Origin of the sequence: Curtobacterium sp. SP.BCp (genome assembly GCF_051903255.1) — a bacterium.
Classification (GTDB): Bacteria; Actinomycetota; Actinomycetes; order Actinomycetales; family Microbacteriaceae; genus Curtobacterium.
Map to the genome: position 1 here is coordinate 1,956,700 of NZ_CP194338.1, position 16,995 is coordinate 1,973,694.

18 protein-coding genes are annotated in these 16,995 nt (G+C 70.6%); 8 read left to right on the forward strand and 10 right to left on the reverse strand.

The window, feature by feature from the left end:
* Positions 1-148 precede the first annotated feature (148 nt).
* A complete protein-coding gene (locus ACRQ4C_RS09435) occupies positions 149-856 on the forward strand; it encodes an exonuclease domain-containing protein (RefSeq protein WP_290134239.1) in 708 nt (235 codons plus the stop codon).
* Positions 857-1,331: 475 nt separating this feature from the next.
* Here the strand turns inward: ACRQ4C_RS09435 and ACRQ4C_RS09440 are convergent, their stop codons facing one another.
* From ACRQ4C_RS09440 to glgA, 3 genes are all read right to left on the reverse strand, one after another.
* Entirely contained in the window at positions 1,332-1,580 is a 249-nt protein-coding gene (locus tag ACRQ4C_RS09440) for a type B 50S ribosomal protein L31 (RefSeq protein WP_022905175.1), read from the reverse strand.
* Between the two features lie 111 nt (positions 1,581-1,691).
* Positions 1,692-2,474, reverse strand: coding sequence for an ABC transporter ATP-binding protein (locus ACRQ4C_RS09445; protein WP_290131685.1), 783 nt, complete (start codon positions 2,472-2,474; stop codon positions 1,692-1,694).
* 90 nt (positions 2,475-2,564) lie between these two features.
* Positions 2,565-3,761 (reverse strand): glycogen synthase, encoded by a 1,197-nt coding sequence (glgA, locus tag ACRQ4C_RS09450; RefSeq protein WP_439688494.1) that lies wholly within the window; start codon positions 3,759-3,761, stop codon positions 2,565-2,567.
* 47 nt (positions 3,762-3,808) lie between these two features.
* Here glgA and ACRQ4C_RS09455 point away from each other — a divergent pair, with 47 nt between their 5' ends.
* Together ACRQ4C_RS09455 and serB are read left to right on the forward strand one after the other, a co-directional pair.
* On the forward strand, positions 3,809-5,050 hold the full coding sequence (locus ACRQ4C_RS09455) for a glucose-1-phosphate adenylyltransferase (protein WP_290131683.1): 1,242 nt from the start codon (positions 3,809-3,811) through the stop codon (positions 5,048-5,050).
* Between the two features lie 82 nt (positions 5,051-5,132).
* On the forward strand, positions 5,133-5,771 hold the full coding sequence (gene serB / locus ACRQ4C_RS09460; protein WP_439688495.1) for a phosphoserine phosphatase SerB: 639 nt from the start codon (positions 5,133-5,135) through the stop codon (positions 5,769-5,771).
* A 24-nt stretch (positions 5,772-5,795) separates the two neighbouring features.
* On the opposite strand, the gene fabG is transcribed toward serB, so the two are convergent.
* Positions 5,796-6,509, reverse strand: a complete 714-nt coding sequence (gene fabG, locus ACRQ4C_RS09465) for a 3-oxoacyl-ACP reductase FabG (RefSeq protein WP_290131681.1) — start codon at positions 6,507-6,509, stop codon at positions 5,796-5,798.
* A 150-nt stretch (positions 6,510-6,659) separates the two neighbouring features.
* On the opposite strand from fabG, the gene ACRQ4C_RS09470 reads away from it, so the two are divergent.
* The 3 genes from ACRQ4C_RS09470 to ACRQ4C_RS09480 are packed head-to-tail and all read left to right on the forward strand — an operon-like array spanning position 6,660 to position 8,364.
* Positions 6,660-7,094, forward strand: coding sequence for a DUF3099 domain-containing protein (locus ACRQ4C_RS09470; protein ID WP_439688496.1), 435 nt, complete (start codon positions 6,660-6,662; stop codon positions 7,092-7,094).
* Entirely contained in the window at positions 7,094-7,402 is a 309-nt protein-coding gene (locus ACRQ4C_RS09475; RefSeq protein WP_354670479.1) for a hypothetical protein, read from the forward strand. Before ACRQ4C_RS09470 ends, ACRQ4C_RS09475 begins: the two co-directional genes overlap by 1 nt.
* A complete protein-coding gene (locus ACRQ4C_RS09480; RefSeq protein ID WP_439688497.1) occupies positions 7,399-8,364 on the forward strand; it encodes an SURF1 family cytochrome oxidase biogenesis protein in 966 nt (321 codons plus the stop codon). Before ACRQ4C_RS09475 ends, ACRQ4C_RS09480 begins: the two co-directional genes overlap by 4 nt.
* An 82-nt stretch (positions 8,365-8,446) precedes the next feature.
* Here the strand turns inward: ACRQ4C_RS09480 and ACRQ4C_RS09485 are convergent, their stop codons facing one another.
* The gene (locus tag ACRQ4C_RS09485; protein ID WP_439688498.1) at positions 8,447-10,045 is read right to left on the reverse strand and encodes an ABC-F family ATP-binding cassette domain-containing protein; all 1,599 of its coding nucleotides are present in this window, start codon (positions 10,043-10,045) and stop codon (positions 8,447-8,449) included.
* 116 nt (positions 10,046-10,161) lie between these two features.
* On the opposite strand from ACRQ4C_RS09485, the gene ACRQ4C_RS09490 reads away from it, so the two are divergent.
* Positions 10,162-10,761: a biotin transporter BioY gene (locus ACRQ4C_RS09490; RefSeq protein WP_439688499.1), complete on the forward strand. Its 600-nt coding sequence runs from the start codon at positions 10,162-10,164 to the stop codon at positions 10,759-10,761.
* Positions 10,762-11,096: 335 nt separating this feature from the next.
* On the opposite strand, the gene ACRQ4C_RS09495 is transcribed toward ACRQ4C_RS09490, so the two are convergent.
* From ACRQ4C_RS09495 to sufB, 5 genes are all read right to left on the reverse strand, one after another.
* Positions 11,097-11,426 carry a metal-sulfur cluster assembly factor gene (locus tag ACRQ4C_RS09495; protein WP_022902786.1) on the reverse strand — a complete coding sequence of 110 codons (330 nt, stop codon included), beginning with the start codon at positions 11,424-11,426 and terminating at the stop codon, positions 11,097-11,099.
* Positions 11,426-12,199: a Fe-S cluster assembly ATPase SufC gene (gene sufC / locus ACRQ4C_RS09500; RefSeq protein WP_439688500.1), complete on the reverse strand. Its 774-nt coding sequence runs from the start codon at positions 12,197-12,199 to the stop codon at positions 11,426-11,428. Before sufC ends, ACRQ4C_RS09495 begins: the two co-directional genes overlap by 1 nt.
* 62 nt (positions 12,200-12,261) lie before the next feature.
* On the reverse strand, positions 12,262-12,588 hold the full coding sequence (locus tag ACRQ4C_RS09505; protein WP_439688501.1) for a non-heme iron oxygenase ferredoxin subunit: 327 nt from the start codon (positions 12,586-12,588) through the stop codon (positions 12,262-12,264).
* On the reverse strand, positions 12,588-13,859 hold the full coding sequence (gene sufD, locus ACRQ4C_RS09510; RefSeq protein WP_439688502.1) for a Fe-S cluster assembly protein SufD: 1,272 nt from the start codon (positions 13,857-13,859) through the stop codon (positions 12,588-12,590). Before sufD ends, ACRQ4C_RS09505 begins: the two co-directional genes overlap by 1 nt.
* Complete coding sequence (gene sufB / locus ACRQ4C_RS09515; protein WP_290131673.1) at positions 13,860-15,278, reverse strand: Fe-S cluster assembly protein SufB; 1,419 nt, start codon at positions 15,276-15,278, stop codon at positions 13,860-13,862.
* A 251-nt stretch (positions 15,279-15,529) separates the two neighbouring features.
* Here sufB and ACRQ4C_RS09520 point away from each other — a divergent pair, with 251 nt between their 5' ends.
* Complete coding sequence (locus ACRQ4C_RS09520; RefSeq protein ID WP_439688503.1) at positions 15,530-16,501, forward strand: COX15/CtaA family protein; 972 nt, start codon at positions 15,530-15,532, stop codon at positions 16,499-16,501.
* Positions 16,502-16,995: the final 494 nt, after the last annotated feature.

A 16,995-nucleotide genomic window follows, 5' to 3' on the forward strand; every position in this document is an offset into this window, starting at 1 on the left:
GTCGGCGGGTCGCGCGGGCCAGCTCGGTGCGGCCCGTGTCGGTGCCGTCCGTGTCGGTGCCGTCCGTGTCGGTGCCGTCCGTGTCGGTGCGTCCCGTTAGCCTGGCCGCGTGACGTACTCCGCGACAGCAGCCGCACCGACCCCCACGGTGCAGGACCTCTCCGGCCGCCCGTGGTGGCACGCACTCGGCGTCTTCGACCTCGAGACCACCGGCGTCGACGTCGAGACCGCCCGGATCGTCACCGCCCACGTCGGCCTCATCGACATGACCGGTCGCTCCATCGTCGAGGGCGCCTGGGTCGCCGACCCGGGCATAGCCATCCCCGAGGGCGCTGCAGCCGTGCACGGGTACACCACCGAGCGTGCCCAGGCGGAGGGCCGTCCCGCCGGTGAGGTCGTGGCCGAGGTCATCGCTGCGGTCGAGGCCGTGTTCGCCCGCGGCATCCCGCTCGTCATCTACAACGCCCCGTACGACCTCACCGTCCTCGACCGAGAGGCCCGGCGCCACGGTCTCGCCTCCCCCGTCATCGGCAACGTCGTCGACCCGCTCGTCATCGACAAGGCGCTCGACACCTACCGCAAGGGCAAGCGCACGCTCGAGGCCGCGTCCGAGCTGTACGGCGTGACGCTGTCCGACGCACACGACGCCGGTGCGGACGCGATCGCCGCGGGACGGGTGGCGCAGGCCATCGCGGCGAAGTACCCGGATGACCTCGGGGTCTCCGCCGAGGAACTCCACCGCAAGCAGGTCGGCTGGTGCGCCGACCAGGCCGCGTCCTTCCAGGAGTACATGCGCACGAAGCGCGACCCGGCGTTCACGGCCGACGGGCGCTGGCCGCACCGCAACGGCTCCTAGCGCGACGCGCTCCCCCGCGCGCCGGCCGCCGTCCGCGCCGCGGCGCCTCCCCCCGCGCTCCGGCCGTCTCCCGCGCCCGCCCGCGCCCACCCGTGCATGCCGCACGCCACCGAGCGCCTGGCGCCGCCCAACCAAAGACAACCCACACCGCGCATCGATGTGGTTCCGATGGACTCTGGTTGTGCGCCGCCGATCGGCGCTGCCGTACGTCGCGGACAGCGGTACCGCGCGCGGCGCCGCCCGCGCGCGACGCGAGCCGGCCGCGCAACGCGAGCCGGCCGCCGCCGCACAACCAAAGTCGGCCCGCACCGCGGATCGACGTGGTTCCGATGGACTTCACTTCTGCGCCGCCGATCGGTACCGCCCGCGCCACCGGCGCCGCGCCTCGCGCGCCGCCCGCCGCACCGCCACACCCGGAACGGCGAACGGGCGGCCCTCCCGAAGGAGGACCGCCCGTTGCGGAACGCGAGGCTGCTTACTTGGAGAAGCCCTTGAAGCGCTGGTTGAACTTCTCGACGCGACCGGCCGAGTCGAGGATGCGCTGCTTGCCCGTGTAGAACGGGTGCGACGCGGACGAGATCTCGACGTCGATGACCGGGTAGGTCGCACCGTCGAGCTCGATGGTCTTGTCGCTGGTCGCGGTCGAGCGCGTCAGGAACGTCTCTCCGGAGGCCAGGTCGCGGAAGACGATGGCGTTGTACTCGGGGTGGGTGTCGGTCTTCATGGAGATTCCTCGGTTGGATGCGGTCGGGATGCGCGGGTCCGAAAGGACGCCGTGCGGGAAGTCTTCGGCGTGCGCCAGCCGTCTACGTTACCAGATCGGCTCGGCGAGCCGCTACGACGCGCGGGCGGTCCAGCGCCCGTCGTCCTTGGTGACGGCGAGACCGACGCCGAACGCCTGCGAGAGCGTCTCGTCCGTCAGGACCTCGTCGATCGGACCGGCGGCCTGGACCCGTCCGTCGGCGAGGACGAGCGCGTGCGTGAAGCCGACGGGGATCTCCTCGACGTGGTGCGTCACGATGACGATCGCGGGGGCGTCGGGGCTCTGCGCATACCCGCCGAGGGTCCGGACGAGGCTCTCGCGGGCGCCGAGGTCGAGCGACGCCGCCGGCTCGTCGAGGAACAGCACCTCGGGGTCGGTCATCACCGCACGGGCGATCTGCACGCGCTTCTGCTCGCCGTCGCTCAGCTCGCCGAAGGTCCGCTCGGTGAACGCACCGAGGCCCCACTCGTCGAGCACACGCTGCGCACGCCGGACGTCGAGCTCCTCGTACTCCTCGTTCCACCGACCGGTGACCGAGTAGGCCGCCGTCAGCACGACGTCGAGCACGGTCTCGGTGAACGGGATGCGTCGCGCGAGGGCGGTCGACGCGAAGCCGATCCGGGGACGGAGCTCGGCCAGGTCGGCCGTCCCGAGCTCGACGTCGAGGACGTGCACGGCGCCCGAGGTCGGGAACGTCTGCGCACCCGCGACCTGCAGCAGCGTGGTCTTGCCGGCGCCGTTCGCCCCGAGCACGACCCAGCGCTCGTCGTCCTGCACCTCCCACGAGACGGAGTCGAGGATGGTGGCCCCGTTGCGGACCACGGAGACGTCTGACAAGCGCACGACCGAGGGCATGCCCCCAGCCTACGGGGTCGGGACGGCCGGGACCGGCCCGGGAGGCCCGTGGCGCGGAACCTGGTCGGCTCGCGCCACGGACGGCGTGCGTCAGCGACCCGCGAGGACCTGGTCGTACACGGCGCGGGTCCGGTGGGCGATGGCGTCCCACGTGAACTCGCTCTCGACACGGAGTCGTCCGGCGCGGCCCATGAGCTTCGCGAGCCCCTCGTCCTCGAGGACCTCGTTCAAAGTTGCCCCGAGGTCGGCCACGTACCGGTCGGGGTCGGTCGGCGTGCCGGTGCCGTCCTGCGCCTGGTCGATCGGCACGATGCGTCCGGTGAGACCGTCGGCGACGACCTCGGGGATGCCTCCGGTGCCGGTGCCGACGACGGGGATGCCGCACGCCATGGCCTCGAGGTTCACGATGCCGAGGGGTTCGTAGATCGACGGGCAGACGAACACCGTGCCGGAGGACAGCACGTTGACGATCTCACCGTGGGAGAGCATGCGGTCGATCCAGACCACGCCGTCTCGTTCCGAACGCAGGGAGTCGACCAGCCCGGTCACCTCGGCCATGATCTCCGGGGTGTCCGGCGCCCCGGCGCAGAGCACGATCTGCACGTCCGACGGCAGCGACGCCACCGCGCGGAGCAGGTAGGGCAGGCCCTTCTGGCGCGTGATCCGTCCGACGAACACGACGCTGCGACGCGAGGGGTCGATCCCGAGTGCGCGCACCGCGTCCTCGTCGACGTTCGGCTGCCACTCGTCGATGTCGATCCCGTTGTAGACGACCTGCACCCGCTCGGGGTCGATCGACGGGTACGACCGGAGGATGTCGGCCCGCATGGCCTTCGACACCGCGACGACCGCGTCGGCACGTTCGAACGCCTCGCGCTCCATCCAGCTCGACAGCCGGTAGCCGCCGCCGAGCTGCTCGGCCTTCCACGGCCGCAGCGGCTCGAGGCTGTGGGCGGTGACGACGTGGGGGATGTCGTAGGTCAACTGCGCGATCCGGCCCGCGGCGTTCGCGTACCAGGTGTGCGAGTGCACGACGTCGGCGCCCTCGACGTCGGCGGCGATCGCCACGTCGGTGCCGAGCGCCTGCAGTGCGCCGTTGGCCTGCTCGAGGCCGTCCGGCGTCCGGTAGGCCCAGACGTCGGCCTCGTCCCGGAAGGCCCCGAAGGCGCGGACCCGCACCTCGGTGTCCGTACCCGACCGCAGCGCTGCGGTGAGCTCGGCGACGTGGACGCCCGCCCCGCCGTACACCTCTGGTGGGTATTCCCTGGTCAACAGATCGACTCGCACGCGTTCAACGTAACCGTTCCCCGGTCCGGACGCATACTGTGAGCGGTATGGCACCAAAGAAGGTCTTCGGCATCGTCCTCGCCGGCGGAGAGGGCAAGCGCCTCATGCCGCTCACGGCGGACCGTGCGAAACCCGCTGTCCCGTTCGGCGGCAACTTCCGGCTCATCGACTTCGCGCTGTCGAACCTCGTGAACTCCGGGCTGCAGAAGATCGTCGTCCTGACCCAGTACAAGTCGCACAGCCTCGACCGCCACGTCGCGGAGACCTGGCGCATGGAGGGGCTGCTCGGCTCCTACGTCGCGTCCGTGCCCGCGCAGCAGCGACTCGGCAAGCGCTGGTTCGCCGGGTCGGCCGACGCGATCCTGCAGTCGCTCAACCTCCTCCGTGACGAGCGCCCCGACATCGTCGTCGTGGTGGGTGCCGACCACGTCTACCGGATGGACTTCCACCAGATGGTCGAGGCGCACATCGCGTCCGGCCGGAGTGCCACGGTCGCCGCGATCCGCCAGCCGATCGGCCTCGCGGACCAGTTCGGCGTCATCCAGGTCGCCGAGGACGACCCGACGAAGATCGACGCGTTCCTCGAGAAGCCGAAGGACGCGGTCGGTCTGGCCGACTCCCCCGGCGAGATCCTCGCGTCGATGGGCAACTACGTCTTCGACGCCGACGCGCTCGTGGACGCCGTGCTCCGCGACGGCCAGATCGAGACGTCGAACCACGACATGGGCGGTGACATCGTGCCGGACTTCGTGGCGCGGGGCGACGCCGGCGTGTACGACCTCAAGCGCAACGACGTGCCCGGCTCGAACGAACGCGACCGGTACTACTGGCGCGACGTGGGGACGATCGACTCGTTCTTCGACGCGCACATGGACCTCATCGCCCCGGTGCCCGTCTTCAACCTGTACAACCAGGACTGGCCGATCTTCAACCAGCAGACCAACCTGCCGCCGGCGAAGTTCGTCCGCGACGCGAACGGCAACACCGGATCGACGGTGGACTCGCTCGTCTCGCTCGGCTGCCTGGTGTCCGGCGCGCAGGTCGAACGCAGCATGATCGGCCCCTGGTGCGGCATCGACTCCGGCGCGAAGGTCCTCGACTCCATCGTGTTCGAGCGCGCCTCGATCGGTGCGGGCGCCGTCGTCAACCGCGCGATCCTCGACAAGGACGTGGTCATCGCACCGGGTGCGCGGGTCGGCGTCGACCGCGAGGCCGACGAGGCCCGTGGCTTCACGGTCACCGAATCGGGGATCACCGTGGTCGGCAAGGGCGTCAAGGTCGAGGCCTGACGACGAACCAGCAAGGACGGCCTGGAGGCACGGCTCGCGTCACGGACGCGGCCGTGCCTCCGTCAGTCGGTAGCGTTGGTCCGTGCCCCGCTTCCTCCTCGTCCTCGATGCCGATTCCACCCTGCTCGAAGACGAGGTGATCGAACTCCTCGCCGACGCGGCCGGTACCCGGCCACAGGTCGCGGCGATCACGGAGCGCGCCATGCGCGGGGAGATCGACTTCGCGGAGAGCCTCCGGGAGCGTGTCGCGACCCTCGCGGGCCTCCAGGACGACGTCTTCCGCAGAGCGCAGCAGGCGGTCCGCGTCACGCGGGGCGCTGCCGAACTGGTGCGCGGCTTGCACGCCGCGGGCGGCACCGCCGGGGTCGTGTCCGGCGGCTTCCACGAGGTCCTCGACCCGTTCGCCGCCGAGCTCGGCCTCGACCACTGCCGGGCGAACCGGCTCGAGGTGGTCGACGGCGTGCTGTCCGGGCGCGTCCTCGGGGACGTGGTGGACGCGCAGGCGAAGGCGACCGCGCTCCGGGAGTGGGCGGCGGCGGACGGCGTCGACCGACTGCGGACGGTCGCCGTCGGCGACGGCGCGAACGACCTCGAGATGATGCGCGTCGCGGGCCTGTCCGTGGCGTTCGACGCCAAGCCCCGGGTCCGCGCCGAGGCGGACCTGTCCGTGGTCGACCGCGACCTGTCGGCGGTCCTCGTGACGATGGGCCTGCGCGGCTGAACCGCGCAGGCCGTCAGCCGCGCGTCAGTGGCCCATCCCGAGGCCGCCGTCGACCGGGATGACCGCACCGGAGATGTACCCGGCGCCGTCGCCCGCGAGGAACAGCGTGGCGTCCGCGACGTCGTCCACCGTGCCGTACCGGGAGGCGGGGATCTGCTTCTTGAACTCGGCGACGAGCTCGTCCGGCAGCGACGCCGTCATGTCCGTCTGGATGAACCCGGGCGTGACGACGTTGGCGGTGATGCCGCGGGAGCCGAGCTCGCGCGTGATCGACCGGGCCATGCCGATGAGGGCGGCCTTCGACGACGCGTAGTTCACCTGCCCGACCTGACCGAACGTGCCGACGACGCTGCCCATGAGCACGATGCGGCCGAACTTCGCCTTCATCATGCCCTTCGTGGCGCGCTTGACCACCCGGAACGTGCCGGTGAGGTTCGTGTCGACGACGCTCGTGAAGTCCTCCTCCGACATGCGGAGCAGCAGCTGGTCGTTCGTGATGCCGGCGTTTGCGACGAGCACCTCGACCGGACCGAGCTCGGCCTCGACCTGCGTGAAGGCCGCGTCGACGGACGCCGTGTCGGTGATGTCGGCCTGCACCGTGAGCGCACCCTCGGGGCCGCCCGTCCCGCTGCGCGACGTGACCGCGACGCGGTGGCCCTCGGCGACGAAGCGCTCCGCGAGGGCGTAGCCGATGCTGCGGTTGCCGCCGGTGATCAGGACGGTACGGGGGGTGCTCATGGTCGCTCCTCGGGGTGTGTCGGACGGCGTGCCGCCGGACACGCCCGGACGAGCGTACCCGAGCCGATCCGCGCACTCCGATCGCGCGCGGCGGAACCGGAATGTCCGACGGAGGCTTAGGCTTGTCCCCGGGAGACGATGGACATCCGAATGAAGACCACGCACAGCATCACGGCACTCCCCGAGTCGCCGGAACAGGACCGTGCGCACCGGCTCTCCCGCTACGTCTGGCAGATGGCCGTCCGCGTCGTCTGCTTCGTCGCCGCCGTCCTCGTCTGGACCGCCTGGCACACGTGGCTCGTGGTGATCCCGATCATCCTCGCCGGGGTGATCCCCTGGGTCGCGGTCATCCTCGCCAACGCCGGCAACCGCGCCGAGAACGACGTCGTCGCCCCCGCCGGAGCGATCCAGCTCTACGACGCCGACGACGTCCGCATCCGTGAGGAGCAGGAAGCAGCCCGCGCGCAGGCCTACCGCAACGAGCAGGACCGCCTCCGTGACCAGGCCCAGCACGCGCAGGACGAGTGGCAGCGGCACGGCGACCACACGAACGTCTGGCCCCCGAAGACCGGCGGACGGCGCTGATGGGGGCGACGTTCGACCTCTTCACCGAGCCCGGTTCCACCCCGGTGTGCTCGCGCGCCGGCTGCACCGAGACCGCCGAGTGGCGCATCAACTGGCGGAACCCGCGCATCCACGCCACCGATCGGGTGAAGATCTGGGCGGCGTGCGAGGACCACCGTGACTTCCTCGCCGACTACCTCCGCTCGCGCAGCTTCCCCGTCCGCGTGACCGGCATGCACGAGGACGTCGACCGCCTCGACGACCTCCGAGACCCGAACGCCGGGCCGAAGAACGACGTCGGGGTGCGCGCCACCGGCACCGATCGATGACCGACGGCTTCGACCCGAGCTCCCGGTACGGCCGACGACACGCCGCCAAGCTGCAGCGCGAGGTGGCCTCGACGTCGGACGCCCCGCACGAACACGACCCCGACGAGCCGTACGTCGGGTGGCGCTTCGTCCGGAGCCGCCGCTGGCTCGGGTACTTCGCGATCGCCGTGGCCTTCGCGATCGTCTGCGCCCTGTTCGGCATGTGGCAGTGGGACCGCCGGAACGAGGCCGTCCGTCAGAACGAGCAGATCGCGCAGAACTACGACCACTCGCCGGTCCCGCTCGACCAGGCGCTCCCCCGCGCCGCGAGCTGGGACGACGACCAGACCTGGCTCCGGGTGACCGCCACCGGGCGGTACGACACCGACGCGCAGCTCCTCGTCCGGAACCGCGTGCACAACGGCCAGCCCGGCTTCGAGGTCCTCACCCCGCTCGTCACCGCCGACGGCCGCGCGTTCATCGTCGACCGCGGGTGGGTCCCGACGGGCAACCGGCAGGACGCGCCCGACCACGTCCCGGCGCCGCCGAGCGGCGAGGTCACCGTCGTCGTCCGCCTGCAGCAGAGCGAGCCGCGGATCCCCGGCCGCTCCGACCCGTCCCACACCGACCAGGTGCAGTCGGTCACCCTCGCCGACGTCCGCGACAAGGTCGGGATGCCGATCTGGACCGGCGCCTACGGACAGCTCGCCTCCGAGGACCCCGCTCCGACACAGACCGCGCCCCTCGGGTGGGACCGCCCGTCGGCGGACACCGGTCTGCACCTCAGCTACTTCATCCAGTGGTTCCTGTTCGCCGCCGGGGGCTTCGGGTTCCTCGCGTACGTGATGGTGCAGGAGTACCGGAACCTCAACCAGGACGATCCCGACGAGCGCGAGCGCGCCGAGGAGCGTCGTCGCCGGAAGGACGCGAAGCCGAAGTCCGACGCCGAAGTCGAGGACGAACTGCTGAACGCCGGTCGCTGAACGCGACCGGTTCCGGACGGGAGGCCCGTGGCGGTGTCGCCACGGGCCTCCCGTCCGATCGCGCGCACCGCGCGCACGCCGGTCAGGCGAGCTCGATGAGCTCCGCGTACTCCTTGTTCCAGTGGTCCTCGGTGCCGTCCGGCAGCAGGAGGACCCGCTCGGGGTTGAGGGCCTCGACCGCGCCGGCGTCGTGCGAGACGAGCACGACCGCACCCTCGTAGCCGGCGAGGGCGCCGAGGATCTCCTCGCGCGAGGCCGGGTCGAGGTTGTTCGTCGGCTCGTCGAGCAGCAGCACGTTCGCGCCCGACACGACGATCATCGCCAGCGACAGACGGGTCTTCTCACCACCGGAGAGCACACCGGCCTTCTTGTAGCCGTCGTCGCCCGTGAAGAGGAACGAGCCGAGCACACGGCGGGCCTCGGTCTCGTTGAGGTCGTTCGACGCCGACACCATGTTCTCGATCACGGTCCGGTTGACGTCGATGTTCTCGTGCTCCTGCGCGTAGTAGCCGATGCGCAGGCCGTGGCCGGGCAGGATCTCGCCCGTGTCCGGCTGGTCCGCGCCCGCGAGGATCCGGAGCAGCGTCGTCTTGCCGGCGCCGTTGAACCCGAGGATGACGACGCGCGAGCCGCGGTCGATCGCGAGGTCCACGCCCGCGAAGATCTCCAGTGAGCCGTAGGACTTCGACAGGCCCTCGGCCATGAGCGGCGTCCGTCCGCACGGGGTCGGCGTCGGGAACCGCAGCTTCGCGACCCGGTCCACGGCGCGCTCGTCCTCGAGGCCCGCGAGGAGCTTCTCGGCACGCGCGACCATCTGGTGCGCCGCGGCGGCCTTCGTGGCCTTCGCACCGAACCGTGCGGCCTGGTCCTTCAGCGTCGCGGCCTTCTTCTCGGCGTTTGCGCGCTCCTTGCGGCGGCGCTCCTCGTCGGCGGCGCGCTGCCGCTGGTAGAGCTTCCAGCCCATGTTGTACACGTCGATGGACTGGCGGTTGGCGTCGAGGTAGAACACGCGGTTGACGACCTCGTCCACGAGCTCGACGTCGTGCGAGATGACGATGACGCCGCCCGGGTAGGTCTTCAGGTGCTCGCGGAGCCAGACGATCGAGTCGGCGTCGAGGTGGTTCGTCGGCTCGTCCAGGATCATCGTCTCGGCGTCCGAGAACAGGATGCGGGCGAGCTCGATGCGCCGCCGCTGACCGCCCGAGAGCGTCTTGAGCTGCTGGTCGAGGATGCGGTCCGGGAGCTTGAGGTTCGACGCGATCGACGCCGCCTCGGCCTCGGCCGCGTACCCGCCGAGCGCGTTGAACTGGTCGTCGAGGCGGCTGTACCGGCGCATGGCCTTCTCGGCGACCGCGGCGTCGTCGCTCGCCATGTCGAGGGTCGCGAGCCGGATGCCCTCGACGAGCTCGCCGAGGCCCCGGGCGTCGAGGATGCGCTTCCGGGCGGTGTCCTCCGGATTGCCCGAACGGGGGTCCTGCGGCAGGTAGCCGATCTCGCCACCGCGCTCGATCTTGCCGGCGGTGGGCTGCGTCTCCCCCGCCAGCGCCTTCGTCATCGTGGTCTTGCCGGCGCCGTTGCGCCCGACGAGACCGATCTTGTCGCCCTTCTCGACACGGAAGGAGACGTTCTCCATGAGGAGGCGGGCCCCGACGCGGATCTCGAGATCGTGCACGGCAAGCACAGTGGACGTCCAATCAGTTGGTGGTTTTGCACAACGACGTGTGCGGGAGGTGCACCGCTACGCTGACGGGACCGATGGTCCCAGAACGGGACCAGCAGTCCATTCTAGGAGAATCCATGACGAACGCCACCGGGTTCGCTCGCCGCGCAGTCCTCGCCGACCGTCTGCGCACCCACGGCCTGGCCGCCGACGCCGCCCTCGTCGCCGGCGGCGCGCTCTTCACCGCCGCCATGGCGCAGGTCGAGGTGCCGATGTGGCCCGTACCGATCACCGGGCAGACCCTGGCCGTCGTCCTCGTCGGCGCCACGCTCGGCGCCCGTCGTGGCATGCTCTCGCTGCTCGTCTACGCGGTCGCCGGGCTCGCCGGTGCGCCGTTCTTCGCCGGGTTCTCCGGTGGCCTGTCCGCGCTGGCCTCGCCGAGCTTCGGCTACGTGATCGGGTTCGTCCCGGCCGCTGGGCTCGTGGGCTGGTTCGCCCGTCGCAACTGGGACCGGCACATCGGTCGCGCCACCGTGGCGATGCTCCTCGCGAGCGCGGTCCCGTTCGTGACCGGTCTGCCGTGGCTCGCGGCCTCCCTCGGCCAGCTCGGTGCGCCGAACGACCTGCAGTCCGTGCTCGCGGCGGGCCTCTACCCGTTCGTGATCGGCGGCGTGGCGAAGGCCCTCATCGCGGCGGGCGTCCTGCCCCTGGCGTGGAAGGCGCTCGGCCGGCGCTGACGCGCCGCGCTGCGTCGCGAGAGCGGCCGAGGTTCCGGAATGTCGGAACCTCGGCCGCTCTCGTCGTTCCTCCGTGGAACCTCGGTGGGATGCGTGCGGCGAGTCCTGGAACCTCGGGCATCGCGAGCCGCAGAGGAGCCGCGCTGGTCGCACAACACGCCGCGCGCCGAGCGGGTTGGTCGCACGAACAGTCGCCTGAGGGCGCCGCACGCGACACATGCTGCGACCGCGGCGACGGACCCCGGGCGTGTCGCGCGCGACGGACGCAACCCCACGACGGACGGGAGGCGCGGTGCCAGCTGGCACCGCGCCTCCCGTCTGCTGGTCGGTCGCGACTAGATCGAGAAGCCGAGCGCGCGCATCATCTCGCGCCCGTCGTCCGTGATCCGCTCCGGGCCCCACGGCGGCATCCAGACCCAGTTGATCCGGAACGCGTCGACGATCCCGTCGAGCGCGTTCGCCGTGTCGCCCTCGATGACGTCCGTCAGCGGGCAGCCCGCGCTCGTCAGCGTCATGCTGATGACGAGTGCGTTCGCCTCGTCGTCCATCGCGAGGTCGTAGATCAGGCCGAGGTCGACGATGTTCACGCCGAGCTCCGGGTCTTGGACCTCCTTGAGGCCCTCCACGACCTCGTCGAACTTCTCCGGGGAGAGTGCGGTGATCATCAGGCCTGCGCCTCGGCGGCAGCGGCCTGTACGTAGCGGTCGTAGCCCTCGTTCTCGAGGCGCTCGGCGAGCTCGGGGCCACCCTGCTCCGCCACCTTGCCGGCGACGAACACGTGCACGAAGTCCGGCTTGATGTAGCGGAGGATGCGCGTGTAGTGCGTGATGAGGAGCACGCCGAGGCCGGTCGCCGCCTTGGCGCGGTTGACGCCCTCGGAGACGATCTTCAGCGCGTCGACGTCGAGGCCGGAGTCGGTCTCGTCGAGGACCGCGAACTTCGGCTTGAGGAGCTCGAGCTGCATGATCTCGTGGCGCTTCTTCTCGCCGCCGGAGAAGCCCTCGTTGACGTTGCGCTCGGCGAAGGCGGAGTCCATCTTGAGGTCGGCCATCGACTGGCGGAGGTCCTTGACCCAGCCGCGCAGCGCGGGGGCCTCGCCGTCGACGGCGGTCTTCGCGGTGCGGAGGAAGTTCGACACCGTGACGCCGGGGATCTCCACCGGGTACTGCATGGCGAGGAACATGCCGGCGCGGGCGCGCTCGTCGACGCTCATGGAGAGGACGTCCTCGCCGTCGAGCGTGATCGAGCCGCCGACGACGTTGTAGCGCGGGTGCCCGGCGATCGTGTACGCGAGCGTCGACTTGCCGGAGCCGTTCGGCCCCATGATCGCGTGGATCTCGCCCTCGTTGATGGTGAGGTCGACGCCCTTGAGGATCTCCTTGGTGCCCTGATCGGTGTCGATCGAGACCTGGAGGTCGCGGATTTCGAGAGTGGACATTGCGTTCCTTCGGTTGCAGCTGGTGTGCGGCGTCAGCCGCGCGGGAAGAGTGGTGGTGTCGCTCAGTCGACGGGGACCGGGTCGTGCACGTCGACGTAGACGTCGCCGTCACGGACCTCGACCCGGAAGACCGGCACCGGCTCGTACGCCGGGAAGTTCTGCGGCTTGCCGGTCGTCAGGGAGAACTTCGACCCGTGTGCCCAGCACTCGAGTGCGTCCCCCTCGACGAAGCCCTCCGCCAGGGAGATGTCGCCGTGCGTGCAGGTGTCCCCGATGGCGTGCACGACTCCAGCGGAGTCCTTCACGACCGCGACCGCGGTGCCGTCCACGACGACCCGCATCGGGCTGTCGACCGCGATGTCCCCCTCGGCGCAGACCTTCTCGGCCATCAGGCGTCCGCCTGCGCAGCCTCGGGGTCGGTCTCCGGGTCGGCCTCGGCGATGACCGATCGGCCTGCCGCCAGCTCCTCCTCGACCGCCGCGATGAGACGCTCCTCGAGCTCGGGCGCACCGATCTTCTGGATCACCTCGACGAGGAAGCCGAGCACGACCAGACGACGTGCCTCTTCCTCGGGGATGCCGCGGGCCTGCAGGTAGAACAGCTGCTCGTCGTCGAACCGGCCGGTGGCGCTGGCGTGGCCGGCACCCTCGATGTTGCCGGTCTCGATCTCGAGGTTCGGGATGCTGTCCGCGCGCGTGCCGTCAGTGAGGACGAGGTTGCGGTTCTGCTCGTACGAGTCGGTGCCGTCGGCCGGACGGCTGATGAGCACGTCACCGATCCACACCGTGTGCGCGCCCTCGCCCTGCAGCGCGCCCTTGTAGTTGACCCGACCGCGCGTGTTCGGCGCGTCGTGGTTCACGTAGACCTGCTGCTCGATGTACTGCCCCGCGTCGGCGAAGTACACGCCGTACATCTCGGTGTCGGCGCCCTGCGCACCGAGGTGCGTGGACGGGTTGACCCGGATGACGTCACCGCCGAGCGAGACGACCACGTGCTTGAGGAAGGCGTCGCGGCCGACCTCGGCGAAGTGCGTCGACACGTGCACGGCGTCGTCGTCCCAGTCCTGCAGGCTGACGACCGTGAGCCGGGCGTTGTCGCGGACCACGATCTCGATGTTCTCGCTGAGGAGCGCGGAGCCGCGGTTGTCGATCACGACGATGCCCTGCGCGTTCGGCTCGGCCGTGACGACCGTGTGCGCCGCCCGCGGCTGCGAGCCGAAGTCGGAGCGCGTGATGGTGATGAACTCGTGCTGTTCGGTCGCCTTGATCGTGACCGCGAGCACGGCGTCACGCGCCGTCCAGGCTGCCGCAGAGGCGCGGTCCTCGGGGAGCCCGGCGGAACCGACCCGCGGGTCGTCGCTGCGGCCCCACTCGACGTCGGCACCGTCGGACTGGCGCGCGAGGTACGGGTACGGCGCGCCGTCGAGTCCGCCGTCGAGCAGCGGCTGGAGCTTCGCGAGCGGCGCGAACTTCCAGTTGACCTCGCGGCCGGTGACCGTCGGGAAGGCGTCGAGGTCGGCGGACTGGAACCGCTCCGACCGGGTCTGGACGGGGACCTTCGTCTCGGCCGCGTCCCACCCGCCGTCGGAGTGCGCACGAGCGCCGTGCTGCTCGGTGCCGCCGGCTGCGGCGGCGCTGGGCTGTTCGGTGGTGCTGGACATCTAGCCGACGGATCCTTCCATGCTCATCTCGATGAGCTTGTTGAGTTCGAGCGCGTACTCCATCGGGAGCTCGCGGGCGATCGGCTCGATGAAGCCGCGGACGATCATCGCCATCGCCTCGTCCTCGGGCAGACCGCGGGACATGAGGTAGAACAGCTGCTCCTCGCTCACGCGGGAGACGGTGGCCTCGTGCCCGAGCTGGACGTCGTCGACGCGGATGTCGATCGCCGGGTAGGTGTCCGAGCGGCTCACCGTGTCGACGAGGAGTGCGTCGCACCGGACGGTGTTGGCCGCGTGGTGCGCGTTCGGGTCGACCCGGACCTCACCGCGGTACCCCGCGCGGCCGCCGCCACGGGCGATCGACTTCGAGACGATCGAGGACGTCGTGTACGGCGCCATGTGGATCATCTTCGCGCCGGCGTCCTGGTGCTGCCCCGGACCCGCGAAGGCGACCGAGAGGGTCTCGCCCTTGGCGTGCTCACCGGCGAGGTAGATCGACGGGTACTTCATCGTGACCTTCGACCCGATGTTGCCGTCGATCCACTCCATCGTCGCGCCCTCGTGCGCGATCGCACGCTTGGTGACGAGGTTGTAGACGTTGTTCGACCAGTTCTGGATCGTCGTGTAGCGAACGCGGGCGTTCTTCTTCACGATGATCTCGACGACCGCGGAGTGCAGCGAGTCCGACTTGTAGATCGGTGCCGTGCAGCCCTCGATGTAGTGGACGTAGGAGCCCTCGTCCGCGATGATCAGCGTCCGCTCGAACTGGCCCATGTTCTCGGTGTTGATGCGGAAGTACGCCTGCAGCGGGATCTCGACGTGCACGCCCTTCGGGACGTAGACGAACGAGCCGCCGGACCACACCGCCGTGTTCAGCGCGGCGAACTTGTTGTCGCCGGCCGGGATCACCGTGCCGAAGTACTCCTCGAAGATGTCGGGGTGCTCGCGGAGCGCGGTGTCGGTGTCCATGAAGATGACGCCCTGCTGCTCCAGGTCCTCGCGGATCTGGTGGTAGACGACCTCGGACTCGTACTGCGCGGCGACGCCGGCCACGAGGCGCTGGCGTTCGGCCTCGGGGATGCCGAGCTTCTCGTAGGTCGCGCGGATGTCCTCGGGGAGGTCTTCCCACGACTGCGCCTGCTTCTCGGTGGAGCGCACGAAGTACTTGATGTTGTCGAAGTCGATGCCCGTCAGGTCGGCACCCCACGTCGGCATCGGCTTGCGGCCGAACAGCTGCAGACCCTTGAGTCGGTTCTTGAGCATCCACTCGGGCTCGGACTTGAGGTTCGAGATGTCGGTCACGACCTCTTCCGACAGACCACGTCGCGCGGACGCGCCGGCGGAGTCGGAGTCGGACCAGCCGAACTCGTATTGGCCGAGCCCTTCGAGCTCGGGACGGTCGATGAGCACGTCGGACATGGTCTCCTCGTTTCCTTCTCGCGGCAGCGTCACCAGGGCCAACCCGGTACGGCTGGACGCCATTCCACCCCGAGCCACCGACACGGGCGACCAGGGTGCTGCTACCTCGCAACGTCAATGGTTCCACGCAGTCGCGGGCCGTAGTGACGATCACGGCCCATTCGGAGCCGGCGCCTGCCTAGACTTGACTGCCGCTGAACCCTCGAATCCTACAGGTTCGGTGCACGGAACAACAGGAAGGCACCACCCTCGTGACTCGCGTCGGATCCCCCGTCGAGCTGGACGTCCGCACCCGGTGGTGGTCCCTCCCCCGCACCGTCGACGTTCGCGTGATCTGGCTGGCGTGGGCGTCGTTCGTCGTCGAGGTGGTCCTGATCGGCACCGGCGGCCTCGTGCGGTTGACCGCGTCGGGGCTCGGCTGCCCGACCTGGCCGAAGTGCACCGCCGACTCGCTCGTGTCGACGCCGGAGATGGGCGTCCACGGGATCATCGAGTTCGGGAACCGCCTGCTCACCTTCGTGCTGGTCGTCGTCGCCGTCGCCACGTTCCTCGCGGTCGTCCGCATGCGCCGCACCCGCCCCGAGCTCTTCTGGCTCGCGTTCGCGCAGGGCGCCGCCATCCCCGTGCAGGCGGTCATCGGCGGCATCAGCGTCTGGACGAACCTCAACCCCTTCGTCGTCGGCCTGCACTTCGTCGTCTCGGCGCTGCTCACGATGGTCACCGCAGCGCTCGTCTACCGGGCGGTGAACGGCCCGCGCACCGACGTCCGACTCGTCCCCGCCTGGTACACGAACGTCGTCCGAGGGACCGTCGCTGCCGTCGCGGTCACCGTCCTCGTGGGCATCCTGACCACCGGCAGCGGGCCGCACGCCGGCGCAGACGAGGCCGTCGACGGCGGCCGCCTCCACCGCACCGGCTTCGACCCGGCGATCATGGAGCACGTCCACGCGGTCCCCGCCTACGTCCTCTTCGCCCTGACCCTGGTGCTCGTCGTCGGCGCGGTGCGCCTGCGGCTCTCGAGCCGCTGGGCGCTGGCGCTCCTCATCGTCGAGTTCGTCCAGATCGCGGTCGGGCTCACCCAGGCACGCACGGGCCTCCCCGTCGGGCTCGTCGGCACGCACATGGTGCTCGCGGGCCTGCTGGTCGCCGCGACCACCGCCGTGGTGCTCTCGACCAGGAAGAGCGCGGGCCGGGACGCCGTGCGCGAGCCGCTCGACGCCTGACGGCGTCCCCGGAACGACGAAGGACGCGTCGATCGACGCGCGCTCCGTCGTCGCACGGGCGTCCCGCGGCCACACACGCCCGGTCCGACGACGCACCGCGTGATCGACGCGTGGGACGTCGGAACGCGCGCGTTTCGTTGGCCGGTCGCGCCACCCACCGGACGGGAGGCGCGGCACCGGCCCGCCACGCGCCTCCCGGCCGTCACGCACGCCGTCATCGACGGAACACGCGTCGATCGTCGTGCCCAACGTCGGAACGCGCGCGTTTCGCGGGCCGGACGCACCACCCACCGGACGGGAGGCGCGGCACCAACCCGCCACGCGCCTCCCGGCCGTCGTCGTGGAACGACTCCGTCGCTGTCGCACGACAGCGACGGAGTCGTTCGATGCGCCTGCAACACCCGGCGCGCGCAGCGAACGACGGGGCCGCTGTCGTACGACAGCGGCCCCGTCGTCCGACAGCGGTCGGCGCAGGCGGACCTCCCGCTCCGACG